Genomic DNA, 15,202 nt, shown 5'->3' on the forward strand with positions numbered 1-15,202 from the left:
TTTGGCTGGTAACCCAAGTATGCACCTACGCGCGCATGAAAGCACGTGATTATCCGGTGAGGTGGGGCACATGCCGATGAATCATCGGCTGACAACGTGAACAGCCGGACAACGACGGGGTGCCCCGGGTCACTCCTCGCGGCCGAGCAGGAACCGTCCGAAGTGCGGCACGGTGAAGGCGATCTGACCCCGTTCCGCGCTGTAGACCAGGCCTTTCTTGATGAGCGAGTCCCGCGCGGGTGACAGCGACGAGGGCTTGCGCTTCAGGTGGTCGGCCACCTGGGCGGTGTTGACGCCCGCATCCTTTCCGTCGGTCAACTCGGCCATCGACCGGAGATACTCGCGTTCAGCGGGCGTCGCACGCTCGTATCGGGAGCCGAAGAAGCCAACTGCGAGCTCCGCGTCGGCCTCCGGAGCGGCCACGGAGACGTCCATCGCGGTGATCGGATCGGCCGGCGCGGCGTCCCAGGCGGCCTTTCCGTACGCCTGGATGAAGTACGGGTAGCCCCCGGACGCGTCGAACAACGCGTCGAGCGCCTCATCGGTGATCCCCGCGTCCTCGCGTTCGACGGGAGCGAGCACGGCGCGGTCGGCGTCCTCACGGCTGAGCCGGTCGATGCGGACGTAGCGGAAGAGGCGTTCCGAGTAGGACTTGCTCGCACTCAGCACCGCCGGCAGGTGCGGCAGGCCGGCGCCGACGACCACCAGTGGCGCGCCGATCTGCGACAGCTCGTGGCACGCCGCGCACAACGCGCTGATGTCGTCCGGCTTGAGGTCCTGCATCTCGTCGATGAGCAGCGCGACGCCGGTGCCGACGTCCTGCGCGAGCTCGGCGACGTCGGTGAACAGCTCGACCAGGTCGATCTCGATGTCGCCGGAGTCGGCCCGCCCGGACGCCGCGGGCACGTCGATGCCGGGCTGCCAGCGGTCGCGCAGCTTGGCGCCGTCGGGAGCGGCCCTGAGCGCGAACGCCTTCAGGATGCCGAGGATCGCCTCGACCCGGTCCGGCGCGCGGTGCCGGACCGCGAGATCCCGGATCGCCCGGTGCAGCGCGGCCGACAGGGGCCTTCTGAGATCGGCGTCGGGCCTGGCCTCGACCTTGCCCGCGCCCCAGCCGCGTTTGACGGCCATCGACCGCAACTCGCCGAGCAGCACGGTCTTGCCGACGCCCCGCAGCCCCGTCAGCACGAGGCTGCGCTCGGGACGGCCGCGGGCCACGCGTTCGAGCACCACCTCGAACGCGCCGACCTCTTTGTCCCGGCCGGCGAGCTCAGGAGGCCGCTGGCCTGCACCGGGAGCGAACGGATTGCGCACCGGGTCCATGGCTCGCACCGTATCCGCGTTTCTAGTACTCGCCGTAGAGACGCGCAGACCAACCTCGAAGTGCGGCCGGATGCCGCTGTATTGGTATATCTAGTGATTGAGCAATACGGGGTAATAGTTGCGGATGAACCCCTGTGCCGGTTGGCTGGCGCTCGTGGCTGAAGTCGTGACGAAGGGAACGGGCGAGGTCGAGCGCACTGCCGACCGCGCCCAGGTGGACGTGACGTTCGAGGCTCTCGGCGCCGAACGCTCCGAGGCGGTGAGCACGCTCAACCAGCGCATTTCGGCCGTCGAGCCGCTGCTCGAGGAGTTCGAGGTGCGGTCGCGGCAGCTGTCCGCGCACGACAACTGGGACAACAACCAGCGCGTCGGCAGCCGCGCGTCCCAGCAGTACGTGATCTGGGTGAAGAACCTGGACCGCCTCGACGCGCTGCTGGCCGAACTCGTGCAGGCGGAGCCGTCCTGGATCAACGGCCCTTCGTGGACGCTCGTCGACGACACCGAGGCGATCCGTGAGGCGCAACGGGAAGCCGTGGCAGACGCGCTGCGACGTGCCGAGGGGTACGCATCGGCGTTGGGGCGGCGGCTCGGGCCGTTGCTGCGCATCGGCGACACCGAGGGAGGCGCGCACTACCAGCCGCGCATGATGAGCGGCGCCGCGTCGTTCGAGATGGCCGGGCCCGCCGGAATGGTCGACCAGCTGAACCTCAAGGCACAGCAGATCACCGTGTCGGCGTCGTGCACGGCGGCCTGGTCGCTGCTGGACTGACTCCTCGACGAGGTCACCGAGTGCAACTGTTCGGTTACCCAAATAGCCTGCATCGCCCTTGAGACGTCGCTATGGTCGATTCCGTACGTACGAGCGTTACGGAATTCGGGGGTACGCGTTGTGCCACTTGAGCACATCGAACTGGCGAGGCTGAACGTTCCGGACAACCCGCAGACCAGAGCCCGCTTGGCCGAGCTCACCCATCCCGCAGGCGTCGCCCTCCAGCCGGCCGACACTTACGAGGCCCGCGACCCGGCAGGGATCGTCACCATCGTCGTGGACAGACACCAAATGGTGACGAGTGTGCGCATCCGCCCTCGGTGGTTCGAGCAACTGCGGCCGGAGGCTTTTCCAGCCACCGTCTACAACACGTACGTGACCGCGGTTCAACGCGCGCTTGCGGTGGAGTTCGCTCACCGCGCTCCAGAACCGCAGGGCCAGTTCGCGCCTCCTGCGCCGAGAGCGGATCCCTCTGACGTTCCACTCGAGGAGTGGCTGGCGAGCACGAGGTCCCGGCTCGACGCCATCGACGCCGAGTACGACGCGATCCGCCGCCGGGAACAGGCACCGCCATCGGCCGACGTCACCGAAGTCCGCAGTCCGCTCGGCTATCTGTCGATGCAGATGCGCAACGGCGGGCCGATCTCGCTGCAGGGTGACCCGCAGGCGCTGGACAACCCGTCCGACACGGTGCTGGCCGACGACGTTCTGCGCCTTTTCGTGCGCGCGGGTCTGGGCGTCGACCCCGGTGAACGTCCGCGCCCAGCGGCGCGGCCGCGAACCGGCGGTGACGAAGGGGACGACGACTACTTCACCGATTTCCGCGTCTTGGGCAAGGGGGACTGACATGGCCGGCTACGAGGTCGTCACTCAGGATCTACGGGAAGAGGCCAAGCTCTGGCAGGAGAAGGCCGACAGAGCCGAGCCGGTCGTGCAGGCCGTGCGCGACACGCACCTCTCCGCACCGGCGTTCTTCGTGGGCGACCTCGCGACCCTGGGGGCCGGGATGGTCAACGCCGCGTTCGAGGCGAGTCAGTACGAGCAGTTCCGTGCGTTCATCGAAAAGTGCGTCACGGGAGCCGTCACCGAGTTCAACCAGATCGACGGCGTGCTGCGCAAGATCGCGGACGAGTACGACCGCACCGAGAGCGTGAACGAAATCGAACTCCGCGAGTTCTACGGCTAACAGGAGCGCCACAATCCCATGAGCAGTTCCGGTGAATTGACCAACCTGTTCGAACGCGGGTTCCAGGGACTCGAAGACAAAGCTCGCGAGTGCGCCCAGAAGTTCAACGCCGGTGTCGACCACATCAACGACTGGCGCTTCGTGCTCGGTCCCGCGATGCTCGTCATCAACCCGGCGCTGGACACCATCCGCGAGGCCATGGAGAAGGTGTTCAAGCTGATCAGGACAGCGGTGGAGCACCACATGCCCGTCGTGTCGCTGATCTGGCAGTCCTTCAACTGGGTCGAGAAGGTCCAGCAACCGATGAACGGACTCACCCATCAGCCGTCCGACACCTACCTGGCCGCTCGCTGGTCGGGCGAAGCCGCGACCGCCTACTCGCAGCGGTTCACGGCGCAGAACAACGCGATCACCGCCGTCTCGACCAAGGCCGACGGCGTCAGCAAGTGGCTGATGGACATCGCCAAGTACAACATCGAGTACATGACCGAGCTGTCGAAGATGGTGACCGAGTTCCTCGGCGCGCTGGTCGCCGCCGCGATCGAAGGTGCGACAGTCGTCGGCATCGTGTTCTCGGTCAAGGACCTGGCCGGCGCCATCGGCACCCTCGTCACCCAGTCGCTGGACAATCTGGTGGGCATCGCCAAGCGGTTCGTCGAAGCCCTCAGCAAGGTGCGGGACCTCCTGAGCATGATGACCGACTCGAACTTGCCCAACCAGGGGTGGCCGCAGGCGGTGAAGGGGTGAGGGCGTTCGCCGGCGCGGTAGCGGTGCTGGCCCTCGTCGCGGGTTGCAGCGCCAAGCGGGCGGAGACGCCGACGTTCGATCCGACCTCGACGCCTGTCTCCACGCCGCCCACGAAGCCAAGCGGGTCACCTCCAGGTTCGGTGAAGTACACGACCGAGAAGCTGAAGAGCTGCCTCGAGATCCGGCAGCAGGTGGGCGCGGAGCTGCCTGCCTCGCAACCGGACGACGACCAGCGGCTGGGTTCCGACTCGTCTGCGAGGACGTGCACTTTCAGGGCGGGCGAGCAGTCGATCGTCTTCAACGTCCGCTCGTGGGAGAACACGGACAACGCCGCAGGTGTCACGTCCGGACCCGACCACGCGAAGAAGTACTTCGGCGACCGCACTGCCTCGTGGGAGCAGGACAGCGGCGTGAACATCGGTTCGGACGCGCGCTGGCGGGCAGCGCAGGCCTCGGCCTGTGCGTTGGAAGTTCTGGACGAGAACGCAGTGCTGACGATCATGCGCAGCGGCACCGAAGGTGAGCAGTGTCGTGCGTCCGTGCGTGAGCTCGCGAAGAAGTTCTACGCCGCCGTGCAGCCGTAGTTCTGACGCGCGGATCATGCTTCGGCGTGATCCGCGCTAGCGGCCGTCGAGCGACTCCATCGCGTGGTGCACCGCAACGGCATCGCGGTCGTCCGGACGCGCCTTGAGCCAGTTCCTGAGCCACTCGACGCGGCGCATGGCCGCCGTTGCCAGCGTCAACGTGATGTAGGCGCGGCGCTCCCACTCGTGCGCGGACCGCATCGCGTCGGCGGCCGGTCGCCACTCGTCGCGGAGGGTGCCGACGAGTGCGCGCGCCAGCACCGGATCTTTCTCCGGATCAACCTGCAGATCCTGCATCCCACCCCCAGCGTCGCTGCGGCGCGACACTGTGAGTGTGCATGAGGGACCGTCGAGTTCGCCAAGCCTAAGTGCGTCACCGTTCCAGAATCGCCGTGATCCCTTGACCTCCGGCGGCGCAGATGGACACGAACCCGCGTCCGCTTCCCCGCTGGTGCAACAGCTTCGCCAGCGTCGCCACGATCCGGGCGCCGGTGGCGGCGAACGGGTGGCCTGCCGCGAGCGACGAGCCGTTGACGTTCAGCCTGGACCTGTCGATCTCGCCGAGTTCCTTCTCCCAGGCCTTGAGCGTGGCGAGCACCTGTGAGGCGAACGCCTCGTGCACCTCGTAGAAGTCGAAGTCCTGCAGCGTGAGGCCTGCTTTGTCGAGCATGCGCGGTGCGGCGTGCACGGGTGCCATGAGCAGGCCCTCGTCGCCGTGCACGTAGTCGACGGCGGCGGTCTCGGCGAACGTCAGGTAGGCGAGGACCGGGAGCTTGCGGGCGCGGGCCCACTCCTCGGTGGCGAGCAGGACCGCGGAGGCGCCGTCGGAGAGCGGGGTCGAGTTGCCGGCGGTCATCGTGTCGCCGAAGACGGGCTTGAGCTTCGCGAGCTTCTCGGCGCTGCTGTCCGGGCGGAGGTTCTGGTCGCGGGTCAGGCCGAGGTACGGGGTGACCAGGTCGTCGAAGAAGCCCTCGTCGTAGGCGCGGGCGAGGTTCCGGTGGCTGCGCGCGGTCAGTTCGTCCTGGTCCTCGCGCGTGATCTCGTACCGCGCGGCGGTGACGGCCGCGTGCTCGCCCATCGACAGGCCGGTGCGCGGTTCGCCGTTGCGCGGCAGGTGTGGCACGACGTGGCTGGGACGCAGCCGGGTGAGCAGGCTGATCTTGCGGGTGCGGTTGAACTCCAGCAGGAGCTTGCGGAAGTTCTCGTTCACGCCGATCGGGGCGTCGCTGGTGGTGTCGACGCCGCCCGCGATGCCCGCCTCGATCTGGCCGAGCGCGATCTTGTTGGCCACGGCGATGATCGCCTGTAGACCGGTGCCGCACGCCTGCTGGAGGTCGTAGGCGGGGGTTTCCGGGCTGAGCCTGCTGCCCAGCACCGACTCGCGCACGAGGTTGAAGTCGCGCGAGTGCTTGAGCACCGCTCCCGCGACCACCTCGCCGAGCCGCTCGCCCTGCAGGCCGAAGCGGCTGACCAGGCCGTCCAGCACCGTCGTGAACATGTCCTGGTTCGACGCGGTGGCGTACGGGCCGTTCGAGCGGGCGAACGGGATGCGGTTGCCGCCGATGATCGCTACTCGCATACCGCCATACTACCTACTAGCGGGTAGACTTACTAGCGAGTAGGTTATGTGACGTGGACAGGTACCAGAAGTTCGCAACGTCGGGGCTGGGGCGCCAGCTCGTGCGCAGGCTCGGCCTGCCGAACCCGTATCCACTTCGCCGCGACGCCGCACTGGCCACACCCGTGCTGGTCGGTGGTGCTTCCAGGCTGCCCTTTCTGAAGCAGCTGGAAACAGGCCCCGCTCCGTACGGCGCGCTGGTGTTCGACGCGTCCGGGATCGCGACCGTCGCGGACCTGCGGCAGCTGCACGACTTCTTCCACCCGGCGATCACGCAGCTCGGGCCGTGCGGACGGGTGATCGTCATCGGACGGTCGCCGGACTCCGTGGCGCAACGGGCCCTCGAAGGGTTCGTGCGGTCGGTCGGCAAGGAGCTGCGGCGTGGCGGCACGGCCAACCTCGTCTACGTGGCCGATGGCGCGGATGACGGGGTCGAGTCGACGCTGCGGTTCCTGCTGTCCGGGCGGTCCGCGTACGTGTCCGGGCAGGTCGTCCACGTGTCCGGGAACTCGCCGGCAGGCACGCTGGACGGCAAGGTCGCGCTGGTCACGGGTGCGTCGCGGGGCATCGGTGCGGCGATCGTGGCCACTCTCGCCCGTGACGGCGCGCACGTGGTGTGCCTCGACGTCCCCGCCGCCGGCGACGAGCTGTCGAAGGTCGCGAACTCCGCCGGCGGGTCGGCGTTGCAGCTCGACATCACCGGCGATCCCGCTCGACTCATCTCGTACCTGCTGGAACGGCACGGCGGCGTCGACGTCGTCGTGCACAACGCGGGCATCACGCGCGACAAGACGCTGGCGCGCATGGACTCCTCGCAGTGGGACTCGGTGCTGGAGGTCAACCTCGCCTGCCAGGAGCGGGTGAACGACGCGCTGCTGGACGGCGATGTGCTGCGCACCGGCGGGCGGATCGTCGGGGTGTCGTCGATCGCCGGCATCGCGGGCAACGTCGGCCAGACCAACTACGCCACCTCGAAGGCCGGTGTGATCGGCATGGTGCGGACACTGGCGCCCGTGCTCGCCGCTCGCGGGGCGACGATCAACGCCGTGGCGCCCGGTTTCATCGAGACGAAGATGACCGCGGCGGTGCCGTTCGCGACGCGTGAGGTCGGGCGGCGGATGAACAGCCTGTCGCAGGGCGGGTTGCCGGCCGACGTTGCGGAGACCGTGGCGTGGTTCGCGTCGCCGGGTTCCGGTGGCGTGAACGGGAACGTCGTGCGGGTGTGCGGCCAGATGCTCCTGGGGGCCTGATGTTGCTGCGTGCCGCTCTGACGTCGTTCCGGCGCGGGGAAACGCTTGCCGCCCAACCGGTTTCGGCCACGGTCGACGTGTCGTTGAAGCACCTGGCGGCGTACGACGCGGTGTGCGGGTTCGGGTTGCGCGACGCGTTGCCGCTGACTTATCCGCACGTGCTGGGCTTTCCGTTGCAGATGAAGCTGATGTCCGGCGCCGGGTTCCCCTTTCCGTTGCCAGGCCTCGTGCACGTCGCGAACCGGATCACGCAGTCGCGTCCGCTGACGTTGGACGAGCCGTTGGAGATCACGGTGTCCGCGCGCGATCTGCGGCCTCATCCGCAGGGCACACAGGTCGACGTGGTGACGTCGGTTTCCGGTGTCTGGGAAGGGGTTTCGACCTACCTGCGGCGCACCGGCGGGGCGTCCGGCACCAGCGAGGAACTGGAGCGGCCGGTCGGGTCGGCCGTGTGGCGGGTGCCCGCGGACATCGGACGGCGCTACGGCTCGGCGTCCGGCGACCGCAACCCGATCCACCTGTACCCGTTGAGCGCCAGGCTGTTCGGCTTCAAGCGCGCGATCGCCCACGGGATGTGGACGAAGGCTCGTTGTGTGGCCGCGCTGGAGGGGCGGCTCCCCGAGGCCGTGACGGTGGCCGTCCGGTTCAAGAAGCCGCTGCTCATCCCCGGTCGCGTCGAGTTCTCGGCCACCGAGGGTGCTGATGGCTGGGAGTTCGCCGTGTGGGGCAAGGGGCCCCACCTGGTCGGCTCAGCGACGTGACGGTGGATGCCAGACGTTGCCGTCGACCAGGTCGCCGAAGCCCATCCAGACGAGGTTCATGAGGCGGGCCGCGACGACGCCGGCGGGTTCCTCGGGGTGGTCGAGCCACCAGTCCGCGAGCGACTCGCCGGCCCCGACCAGCGCGGCGGCCAGCGACTCGGCCTCGAGCTTGGTCGCGGGCGCCTTCGTGGACTGGGTGAGCAGCGCCGCGACCAGTGACACCGCCCGGCCGCGCATGTCGGTGAGCTCGATCGCGAACGGCCCGCCCTGCGTGGACGCCTGCCGGTGCAGCACCATCCAGCTCGCCCGGTTCTCGCCGACGAACCCGAAGAACGCCCGCAGTCCGCTCCACAGCTGCACGTCCGGTTCCTGGTCGGGCTCGACGCCCGTCGCGATGGCCTCCATCATGCGGGTGGCCTCGCGCCGGATGCACGTCGCGAACAGCTCCTCCTTCGAGCCCAGGTAGGCGTAGAGCATCGGCTTGGAAATGCCCGCGACCTCGGAGATCTCGTCCATGGAGGCCGAGTGGAAGCCGAGCCGCGAGAACACGTCGACGGCGGCATCCATGATCTGCCGCTCACGCACGGCGCGTGGCAAGCGCTTGGCTCGACCTTCTGTGCGCATCATTACCCCTCGGTTCGGAGCGGCAAGATTATCCGATCGGCTTGCCGCTCTATCTACTCACCAGTAGTCTTACTCGCGAGTAGGTACAGGAGGTGTTGTCCATGACGCTCGACCTCACCACCGAGGCGATCGCGAAGCTCAGCCCGGCCGAGCTGATCAGCACGTTGCAGCAGATCTCGCCGGACGACCCGGCGCTGGCCGAGGTGAACATCGACGTCATCGCCCGCGGCATCGACCCGAAGAAGCTCGGCAGGGACGACTTCGCGGCGTTGCTGAACGCCCTGGGCGCGTTGGCGGACGGCGGCGCCGACCTCGACCTGTCGAAGATGGACCCGTCCAACTTCGCCCGCATCATCTCGCGCGCCTCGAAGGACCAGATCGAGGCCGTCGTCGCCGATCCCGCGCTGCGCGTGCGCGTGCTGGACGAGGTGTTCCGCCGGATGGAGGTCCACTTCCGTTCAGACCGGGCCGGCGCGACCAAGGCCGTCGTGCACTTCCACGTGCTGGAAGACGTCTACGAGGCCATCATCGAGAACGCCGAGTGCACCATCAACAAGGGCGTGACGCGCGAGGCCCGTGCCATCGTGACGCTGACGCCCGCCGACTTCCTGAAGCTCGCGACCGGCAACGCCTCCGCGCCCGTGCTGTTCATGACGGGCAAGCTGAAGGTGAAGGGCGACCTGGGGTTCGCGGCCGGGTTCATGAGCCTGTTCAACATCCCGAAGGCTTAGGAGACTTCTTGTGGGTGGCTTCTCGCTCGAACTGAACGAAGACCAGACCGACCTGCGCGACTGGGTGCACGGCTTCGCTCGTGACGTGATCAGGCCGGCGGCCTCCGAGTGGGACGAGCGCGAGGAGACGCCGTGGCCGGTGATCCAGGAGGCGGCGAAGATCGGCCTCTACGGCTTCGAGGCCCTCGCGACCTGGTTCGCCGACCCCATCGGCCTGTCACTGCCGATCGCGACCGAGGAACTCTTCTGGGGCGACGCCGGAATCGCGTTGGCCCTGATGGGCACCGGCCTCGCCGTGGCGGGCATCTTCGCGTCCGGTGAGCCCGAACAGCTGGCCGAGTGGGTGCCGGAGTGCTTCGGCGACGAGAGCGACCCGAAGCTGGCCGCGTTCTGCGCCTCCGAACCCCAGGCAGGTTCCGACGTGGCCGGTTATCGGACGAGGGCGCGCTACGACGAGGCCACCGACGAGTGGGTGATCAACGGCCAGAAGGCCTGGGCCACCAACGGCGGCATCGCGAACGTCCACGTCGTGACCGCCGTGCTGGACCCGGCACTGGGATCGCGCGGCCAGGCAGGGTTCATCATCCCGCCCGGCACACCCGGCCTGTCGTCCCCCGGCAAGATCAAGAAGCACGGCATGCGCGCTTCCCACACGGCTGACGTCTTCCTCGACGACGTGCGCGTGCCCGGCCGGTGCGTGCTCGGCGGCCGCGAACGCGTCGAAGCACGCCTCGCCCGTGCCCGCGAAGGCCAGAAGTCCGGCGGCCAGGCCGCGATGGCGACGTTCGAGACCACGCGCCCGACCGTAGGCGCGATGGCCGTCGGCGTCGCCCGCGCCGCCTACGAGTACTCGCTCGACTACGCGAAGGACCGCGAGGCGTTCGGGCGCAAGATCATCGAGAACCAGTCGATCGCGTTCGACCTCGCGAACATGCGGATGGAGATCGACGCCGCGCGGCTGCTCGTGTGGCGGGCGGCCTGGATGGGCCGCAACAACGTGCCGTTCACCGCGGGTGAGGGGTCGATGTCGAAGCTCAAGGCGTCCGAGGTGTCGGTGTGGGCGACCGAGCGGGCGATCCACATCCTCGGTGGGGCCGGGTACACGCGGGAGCACCCGGTGGAGCGGATGCACCGGGATTCGAAGATCTTCACCATCTTCGAGGGGACGTCGGAGATCCAGCGGCTCGTGGTGTCGCGGGCGATCTCGGGCATGCAGATCAAGTAGGACCGTGCGCGGGCCGGGACGTGCGCCCCGGCCCGCGACCATCGGCATTTGGTAACGTGCCGGGCGCCCCGGTGGTCTGGGCGGCCACATCTTGGAGGCACGTCGTGCGTACGTTGACCCATGCCGAGTTCATGGAAATGCGGCGCTTTCCCGCGCTCGACGGACTCCGGGCGTTCGCGGCCGTCATCGTGGTGGTCTTCCACTTCGGCGGCGCCGAGTGGAAGTGGCTCTCCGGCTGGGTCGGCGTCTACCTGTTCTTCGTGCTGTCCGGCTTCCTGATCACCACGCTGCTGCTGCGCGAACAGGACCTCAAGGGCCGGATCTCGCTCAAGAACTTCTACATCCGGCGCGTTTTCCGGATCATGCCGCCGTACTTCGTGATCTTCGCGTTCATCATGGCGTTCTTCTACCTGCGCGGCGACTTCTTCACGATCCGGTACCCGGAGACGCTGAAGTACTACCTGCCGTTCATGAACGAGTTCCTGCCGGCCGGCATGGCGGGCGCGCCGAACGACTACTTCTCGGGCTCCTGGACGCTCGGCATCGAGCAGAAGTTCTACCTGGTGTGGCCCGCGCTGATGGTCGTCGCCGGCGTAGCCGCGGCCCGCCGTCGCGTCTACATCGCGGTGGGCGCCATGGCCGTGCTCGTCGCCCTCATCCCGTTGACCGGTGGCTGGTACACCAACTACTCGATGAGCGCGCTCTACACGTCGTCGGTGCACTACGTGGTGCTGCTGGTCGGGGCGCTGCTGGCGATCGTCATGAACAGCAAGCGCCTGTACGCGTTCGTCCAGCCGCTGACACACCCGCTGATCGCGCCGCTGGCGATGATCGCGTTCGCGGTGCTGCACGTGAACATGGAGACCCTCTGGCACTCCACGAGCAACGCCGTGGTGCTGCTGCTGGGCTACGCGGTGCTGACGGCGATGCTGATCGTGTCGCTGATGAACCGCAATCCGGTGACGTGGGTGCTGTCGACCGGGCCGGCACGTTTCGTCGGCGACCGCTCCTACTCGCTGTACCTGTTCCAGGGCATCGCGGGCTTCATGGTGGCGGGGCTGCTGCCGCGCTTCGCGGTCTACGGCACGCTCACCGCTCTCGTGGTGACGCTGGTGTCGTTGCTGCTGGCCGACATCGTGTTCCGCTGGGTCGAGCACCCGGCGATCGAACTGGGCCGCCGCATCATCGCGCGCCGCTCGACGAAGACGACCCCGGTCAACCCGCCGAAGAAGGAAGTTCCGCCGATCCCGGTCAACGCCTGAGTGTGAAGCGGCCCGCCGTTCCCCTGAGCCGGCGGGCCACGCACGACACCGTCTCGGTTTGTGGTTATGGCGCGGTAAAAATCCAGGTCGGGCTTCATCGGAGGATCAGAGCGGCAGGGTCAGGACCGTGCCCACGCGGTTGAGCTCGCGGCGGTGCACGGCCAGCAGCACCGTGTCGTGCGGGCGGCGGAAGTGCAGCACCACGAAGTTCGGGTGCGGCGGGTCCTGGTCGACGACCTGCTCGACGCGGCCCTCCGCGTCGCTGAAGACGATCCGCTCATCCCAGATGATCCTGGTGGGGCCGAAGAACAGCTCGCCCTCCTGCCACTCGCCGTCCACGAAGACGTCGGCGTCGCCGTGCGCGTGGTCTTCTCCGCCTGGCCCGAAGGCCTCGCCGAACACGCTCCCCAGGATTTCGAACAGAGCAGACATGACGATTCCCCCTTCGTTGCCACAGGAACGAGCTGGGCGCCCAGCTGGTTCCCGCGGGATCTCAGAGGTCTAGCCGAACGGCTGGCCGGCTTCGCGCAGCCAGGCGCGCTCGCGCGAGTGGTCCGGCATGGCGGGCCAGCCGTTGATCCTCGCGATCAGGACCCAGTACCGCTCGGCACGCGGGTCCGCGAAGTCGGAGAGCTCACGCAGCCGTTCGACGAGGCTGTCGTCGTTCGGCAGGCCCAGCGCCTCCGCCCAGTTGGCGTTCACGCGGTCCACGACCTCGCGGGCTTCGGCGGACTCCGGCGCGATGCCCGCGTCGAGAGCCTCGCGTGCCTGGGCGATCGCGAAGTTGAACGCCTCCATCTGACCGTCCCCCGGCGGACCCATGTCCGCCCCTTCGCGACGCTTTTCCTCGTGCTGCTGGGACATCCGCTTGACCGCGGCGCGGAAGTCCGGGTCCTGCACGAGCTTCGCGAGCTCGACCCACGCTTCCAACTGCTCGGTCGACGGGTCGTCCGGCAGCTCGATCCGCACGGATCGCATGTGCTGCTCGAACTGCGGGTCCAGCTCGTAGGGCCCGAACACCTCCTCGAAGAAGTCGTCGAGGATCCGCTGGCGCTCCTCGTCCGACATGCGTGCCAACTCGTTCATCAGTTCCATCTCCCCTCCCTTGGCGACGGCGCGCAGGACGGCGCGGCGCAACCGCAACGTCTTCATCTGCGCGTCGATCGCGTCTGCGTGTGCACGCGCCACGTCGGTCACCGACACCTCACGGGCCAGCACGCGGCCGGCTGTCGGCAGGTCGACGCCCAGATCCCTGAGCGTGCGGACGAGCTTCAGCCTCGCCAGCGCGTCGGTGTCGTAGGTGCGGTAGCCGCCGGTGGTCCTGTCCGTGGGCGGGATGAGGCCCGAGTCGGAGTAGAACCTGATGGTGCGGACGGTGAGTCCGGTCATCCTGGCGAGCTCGCCGATCTGGTAGCGCGTCACGGGGACAACTCTGCAGTCTCCATTAGGTGGAGAGTCAAACCTTCGCCTTGGGCGGGTCCATGACGACGATCAGGAACGTGGCGACCGGCCCGAGAATCAGCGACAGCAGGAACCAGGCGAGCCCGCTGCGGCCCTTGGCCTGGGCGAGACCGGCGTTGATCAGAGTCAGCGTGCCCCAGCCGATGAAGTACTCACTGTTCGTCTCGATCATGTTCTCAGCGTTGCACACCGTCTGACGAGGGGAGATCAACGACAAGGGGGATCCCTCGTCCACTTCACGCGAACGAGGGATCCCCCTTGGGAGAGCAGCGAGCTACCTCAGTAGGTCATCGCGATGCCCGGCTCTGCCAGCAGCGCGCCGACGTCCGCCAGGAACTGCGAACCCTGCTGACCGTCGACCACGCGGTGGTCGAAGGAGAGCGCGAGCTGACAGATCTTGCGGATCTTGATCTCGCCGTCGACCACCCACGGCATGTCGCGGATCGCGCCCAGCGCGAGGATCGCGGACTCACCGGGGTTGAGGATCGGCGTACCGGTGTCGACGCCGAAGACGCCGACGTTGGTGATCGTGATGGTGCCGTTCATCATGTCGGCCGGCGACGTCTTGCCCTCACGGGCGACCGTGGCGAGCTCGTCGAGCGCGATCGCCAGTTCCTTCAACGACATCCGGTCGGCGTCGCGGACCTTCGGCACGACCAGGCCGCGCGGCGTTGCTGCCGCGATGCCCAGGTGGACGTAGTCCTTGTAGACGATCTCGTTCGCCGCCGCGTCCCACGTCGCGTTGACGTCCGGCGTGCGACGGGCCGCGAGGATGATCGCCTTCGCGCAGAACGCGAGGGGCGTCAGCTTCACGCCGCGGAACTCCGGCGCGTTCTTCAGGCGTGCGCGCAGTTCCATCATCGGCGTGACATCGACCGTCAGGAACTCGGTGACGTGCGGTGCGGTGAACGCGCTGTCCACCATCGCCTGCGCGGTCGCCTTGCGGACGCCCTTGATGGGCACCCGGCGTTCGCGCGAGCCGTTGTCCACAACGGACTGCACGGGAGCGGCAGCCGGTGCGGAGACAGCGGTTTCGACGTCCTCCCGCGTGATCACGCCGTTCGGGCCGGAGCCCGTGAGCGCGTGCAGGTCGACGCCGAGGTCCTTGGCCAGCTTGCGCACCGGCGGCTTGGCCAGCGGCACGTACCCGCCCGGCGTCTGCACCGGAGCGGCGACCACGACCGGAGCCGGGGGTGCCACCACCGGAGCGGGAGCGGGCGGGGTCGCGACGGCTGCGGCCGGTGCGGCGGCGGGCGTGTCCTTGCGGGCGCGACGCTTGGCCGTACCGGACTTCGGGCCGTAGCCGACGAGCGTCGCGATGCGCCCGCCCGGCATCTCCTCGCCGATCTTGCCGGACGAGGTGCCGTTCGCCTCCGCCGCGACGGGAGCCGGGGCGGGTGCGGCCGCGCCACCGGGGTCGGTGTCGATCGTGATGATCGGCACGCCGACCTCGACGGTCTGGCCGGGCTCCGCGAGGAGCTCGGTCACGACGCCTGCCCACGGGCACGGCAGCTCGACGGCGGCCTTGGCCGTCTCGATCTCGACGATGATCTGGTTGACCTTGACGGTGTCACCGGGCTTCACGTGCCAGGTGAGGATCTCGGCCTCGGTCAGCCCCTCAGCCGTGTCCGGCAGGGGGAATTGCTTGTACTGCGGCATTT

Annotated in this window: 18 protein-coding genes; 10 read left to right on the forward strand and 8 right to left on the reverse strand. The window is 68.2% G+C overall.

The window, feature by feature from the left end:
- Positions 1–129: 129 nt before the first annotated feature.
- Positions 130–1,323: an ATP-binding protein gene (locus IG04_RS0129910; RefSeq protein ID WP_030480083.1), complete on the reverse strand. Its 1,194-nt coding sequence runs from the start codon at positions 1,321–1,323 to the stop codon at positions 130–132.
- A gap of 154 nt (positions 1,324–1,477) precedes the next feature.
- Here IG04_RS0129910 and IG04_RS0129915 point away from each other — a divergent pair, with 154 nt between their 5' ends.
- The 5 genes from IG04_RS0129915 (at position 1,478) to IG04_RS0129935 (ending at position 4,609) form a co-directional block, all read left to right on the forward strand.
- Positions 1,478–2,092 (forward strand): SIMPL domain-containing protein, encoded by a 615-nt coding sequence (locus IG04_RS0129915; protein WP_036016305.1) that lies wholly within the window; start codon positions 1,478–1,480, stop codon positions 2,090–2,092.
- 120 nt (positions 2,093–2,212) lie between these two features.
- Positions 2,213–2,938 (forward strand): hypothetical protein, encoded by a 726-nt coding sequence (locus tag IG04_RS0129920; RefSeq protein ID WP_030480085.1) that lies wholly within the window; start codon positions 2,213–2,215, stop codon positions 2,936–2,938.
- A 1-nt stretch (position 2,939) separates the two neighbouring features.
- Positions 2,940–3,278: a hypothetical protein gene (locus tag IG04_RS43005; RefSeq protein ID WP_036016264.1), complete on the forward strand. Its 339-nt coding sequence runs from the start codon at positions 2,940–2,942 to the stop codon at positions 3,276–3,278.
- A gap of 18 nt (positions 3,279–3,296) precedes the next feature.
- The gene (locus IG04_RS0129930; protein WP_051770949.1) at positions 3,297–4,025 is read left to right on the forward strand and encodes a hypothetical protein; all 729 of its coding nucleotides are present in this window, start codon (positions 3,297–3,299) and stop codon (positions 4,023–4,025) included.
- Positions 4,022–4,609, forward strand: coding sequence for a hypothetical protein (locus tag IG04_RS0129935; RefSeq protein WP_144065416.1), 588 nt, complete (start codon positions 4,022–4,024; stop codon positions 4,607–4,609). The genes IG04_RS0129930 and IG04_RS0129935 overlap by 4 nt, the downstream gene beginning before the upstream one ends.
- A gap of 36 nt (positions 4,610–4,645) precedes the next feature.
- Here the strand turns inward: IG04_RS0129935 and IG04_RS0129940 are convergent, their stop codons facing one another.
- Both IG04_RS0129940 and IG04_RS0129945 read right to left on the reverse strand, forming a co-directional pair.
- Positions 4,646–4,906: a hypothetical protein gene (locus IG04_RS0129940; RefSeq protein ID WP_030480088.1), complete on the reverse strand. Its 261-nt coding sequence runs from the start codon at positions 4,904–4,906 to the stop codon at positions 4,646–4,648.
- A gap of 76 nt (positions 4,907–4,982) precedes the next feature.
- The gene (locus tag IG04_RS0129945; protein WP_030480089.1) at positions 4,983–6,188 is read right to left on the reverse strand and encodes an acetyl-CoA C-acetyltransferase; all 1,206 of its coding nucleotides are present in this window, start codon (positions 6,186–6,188) and stop codon (positions 4,983–4,985) included.
- 53 nt (positions 6,189–6,241) lie between these two features.
- Between IG04_RS0129945 and IG04_RS0129950 the strand changes: the two genes are divergently transcribed.
- The gene (locus tag IG04_RS0129950; protein ID WP_030480090.1) at positions 6,242–7,477 is read left to right on the forward strand and encodes a 3-oxoacyl-ACP reductase; all 1,236 of its coding nucleotides are present in this window, start codon (positions 6,242–6,244) and stop codon (positions 7,475–7,477) included.
- Positions 7,477–8,238 carry a MaoC family dehydratase gene (locus IG04_RS0129955; RefSeq protein ID WP_030480091.1) on the forward strand — a complete coding sequence of 254 codons (762 nt, stop codon included), beginning with the start codon at positions 7,477–7,479 and terminating at the stop codon, positions 8,236–8,238. Before IG04_RS0129950 ends, IG04_RS0129955 begins: the two co-directional genes overlap by 1 nt.
- On the opposite strand, the gene IG04_RS0129960 is transcribed toward IG04_RS0129955, so the two are convergent.
- Positions 8,227–8,865 carry a TetR/AcrR family transcriptional regulator gene (locus IG04_RS0129960; protein WP_144065417.1) on the reverse strand — a complete coding sequence of 213 codons (639 nt, stop codon included), beginning with the start codon at positions 8,863–8,865 and terminating at the stop codon, positions 8,227–8,229. The genes IG04_RS0129955 and IG04_RS0129960 overlap by 12 nt on opposite strands.
- Before the next feature lie 98 nt (positions 8,866–8,963).
- Here IG04_RS0129960 and IG04_RS0129965 point away from each other — a divergent pair, with 98 nt between their 5' ends.
- The 3 genes from IG04_RS0129965 to IG04_RS0129975 all read left to right on the forward strand — a co-directional run bounded on the left by IG04_RS0129965 (position 8,964) and on the right by IG04_RS0129975 (position 12,080).
- Positions 8,964–9,593 (forward strand): SCP2 sterol-binding domain-containing protein, encoded by a 630-nt coding sequence (locus IG04_RS0129965; RefSeq protein WP_030480093.1) that lies wholly within the window; start codon positions 8,964–8,966, stop codon positions 9,591–9,593.
- 10 nt (positions 9,594–9,603) lie between these two features.
- Entirely contained in the window at positions 9,604–10,818 is a 1,215-nt protein-coding gene (locus IG04_RS0129970; protein ID WP_030480094.1) for an acyl-CoA dehydrogenase family protein, read from the forward strand.
- A gap of 104 nt (positions 10,819–10,922) precedes the next feature.
- Positions 10,923–12,080: an acyltransferase family protein gene (locus tag IG04_RS0129975; RefSeq protein ID WP_051770951.1), complete on the forward strand. Its 1,158-nt coding sequence runs from the start codon at positions 10,923–10,925 to the stop codon at positions 12,078–12,080.
- Between the two features lie 105 nt (positions 12,081–12,185).
- Here IG04_RS0129975 and IG04_RS0129980 read toward each other — a convergent pair whose 3' ends face one another.
- The 4 genes from IG04_RS0129980 to IG04_RS0129995 form a co-directional block, all read right to left on the reverse strand.
- Entirely contained in the window at positions 12,186–12,512 is a 327-nt protein-coding gene (locus IG04_RS0129980) for a hypothetical protein (protein ID WP_030480096.1), read from the reverse strand.
- 69 nt (positions 12,513–12,581) lie between these two features.
- Entirely contained in the window at positions 12,582–13,502 is a 921-nt protein-coding gene (locus tag IG04_RS0129985) for a helix-turn-helix domain-containing protein (RefSeq protein WP_144065418.1), read from the reverse strand.
- A 34-nt stretch (positions 13,503–13,536) separates the two neighbouring features.
- Positions 13,537–13,713: a hypothetical protein gene (locus tag IG04_RS47315; RefSeq protein ID WP_169746018.1), complete on the reverse strand. Its 177-nt coding sequence runs from the start codon at positions 13,711–13,713 to the stop codon at positions 13,537–13,539.
- Between the two features lie 107 nt (positions 13,714–13,820).
- Positions 13,821–15,200 carry a dihydrolipoamide acetyltransferase family protein gene (locus IG04_RS0129995; protein WP_030480098.1) on the reverse strand — a complete coding sequence of 460 codons (1,380 nt, stop codon included), beginning with the start codon at positions 15,198–15,200 and terminating at the stop codon, positions 13,821–13,823.
- Positions 15,201–15,202: the final 2 nt, after the last annotated feature.

The organism is Lentzea albidocapillata, assembly GCF_000719115.1.
Lineage (GTDB): Bacteria > Actinomycetota > Actinomycetes > Mycobacteriales > Pseudonocardiaceae > Lentzea > Lentzea albidocapillata.

What these genes read in the sequence shown, in the direction of transcription:
- IG04_RS0129960 (WP_144065417.1), bottom strand. Translation starts at nt 8,865, where the DNA reads ATGATGCGCACAGAAGGTCGAGCCAAGCGCTTGCCACGCGCCGTGCGT.
- IG04_RS0129955 (WP_030480091.1), top strand. Translation starts at nt 7,477, where the DNA reads ATGTTGCTGCGTGCCGCTCTGACGTCGTTCCGGCGCGGGGAAACGCTT.
- IG04_RS0129910 (WP_030480083.1), bottom strand. Translation starts at nt 1,323, where the DNA reads ATGGACCCGGTGCGCAATCCGTTCGCTCCCGGTGCAGGCCAGCGGCCT.
- IG04_RS0129930 (WP_051770949.1), top strand. Translation starts at nt 3,297, where the DNA reads ATGAGCAGTTCCGGTGAATTGACCAACCTGTTCGAACGCGGGTTCCAG.
- IG04_RS0129995 (WP_030480098.1), bottom strand. Translation starts at nt 15,200, where the DNA reads ATGCCGCAGTACAAGCAATTCCCCCTGCCGGACACGGCTGAGGGGCTG.
- IG04_RS0129965 (WP_030480093.1), top strand. Translation starts at nt 8,964, where the DNA reads ATGACGCTCGACCTCACCACCGAGGCGATCGCGAAGCTCAGCCCGGCC.
- IG04_RS43005 (WP_036016264.1), top strand. Translation starts at nt 2,940, where the DNA reads ATGGCCGGCTACGAGGTCGTCACTCAGGATCTACGGGAAGAGGCCAAG.
- IG04_RS47315 (WP_169746018.1), bottom strand. Translation starts at nt 13,713, where the DNA reads ATGATCGAGACGAACAGTGAGTACTTCATCGGCTGGGGCACGCTGACT.
- IG04_RS0129980 (WP_030480096.1), bottom strand. Translation starts at nt 12,512, where the DNA reads ATGTCTGCTCTGTTCGAAATCCTGGGGAGCGTGTTCGGCGAGGCCTTC.
- IG04_RS0129940 (WP_030480088.1), bottom strand. Translation starts at nt 4,906, where the DNA reads ATGCAGGATCTGCAGGTTGATCCGGAGAAAGATCCGGTGCTGGCGCGC.
- IG04_RS0129945 (WP_030480089.1), bottom strand. Translation starts at nt 6,188, where the DNA reads ATGCGAGTAGCGATCATCGGCGGCAACCGCATCCCGTTCGCCCGCTCG.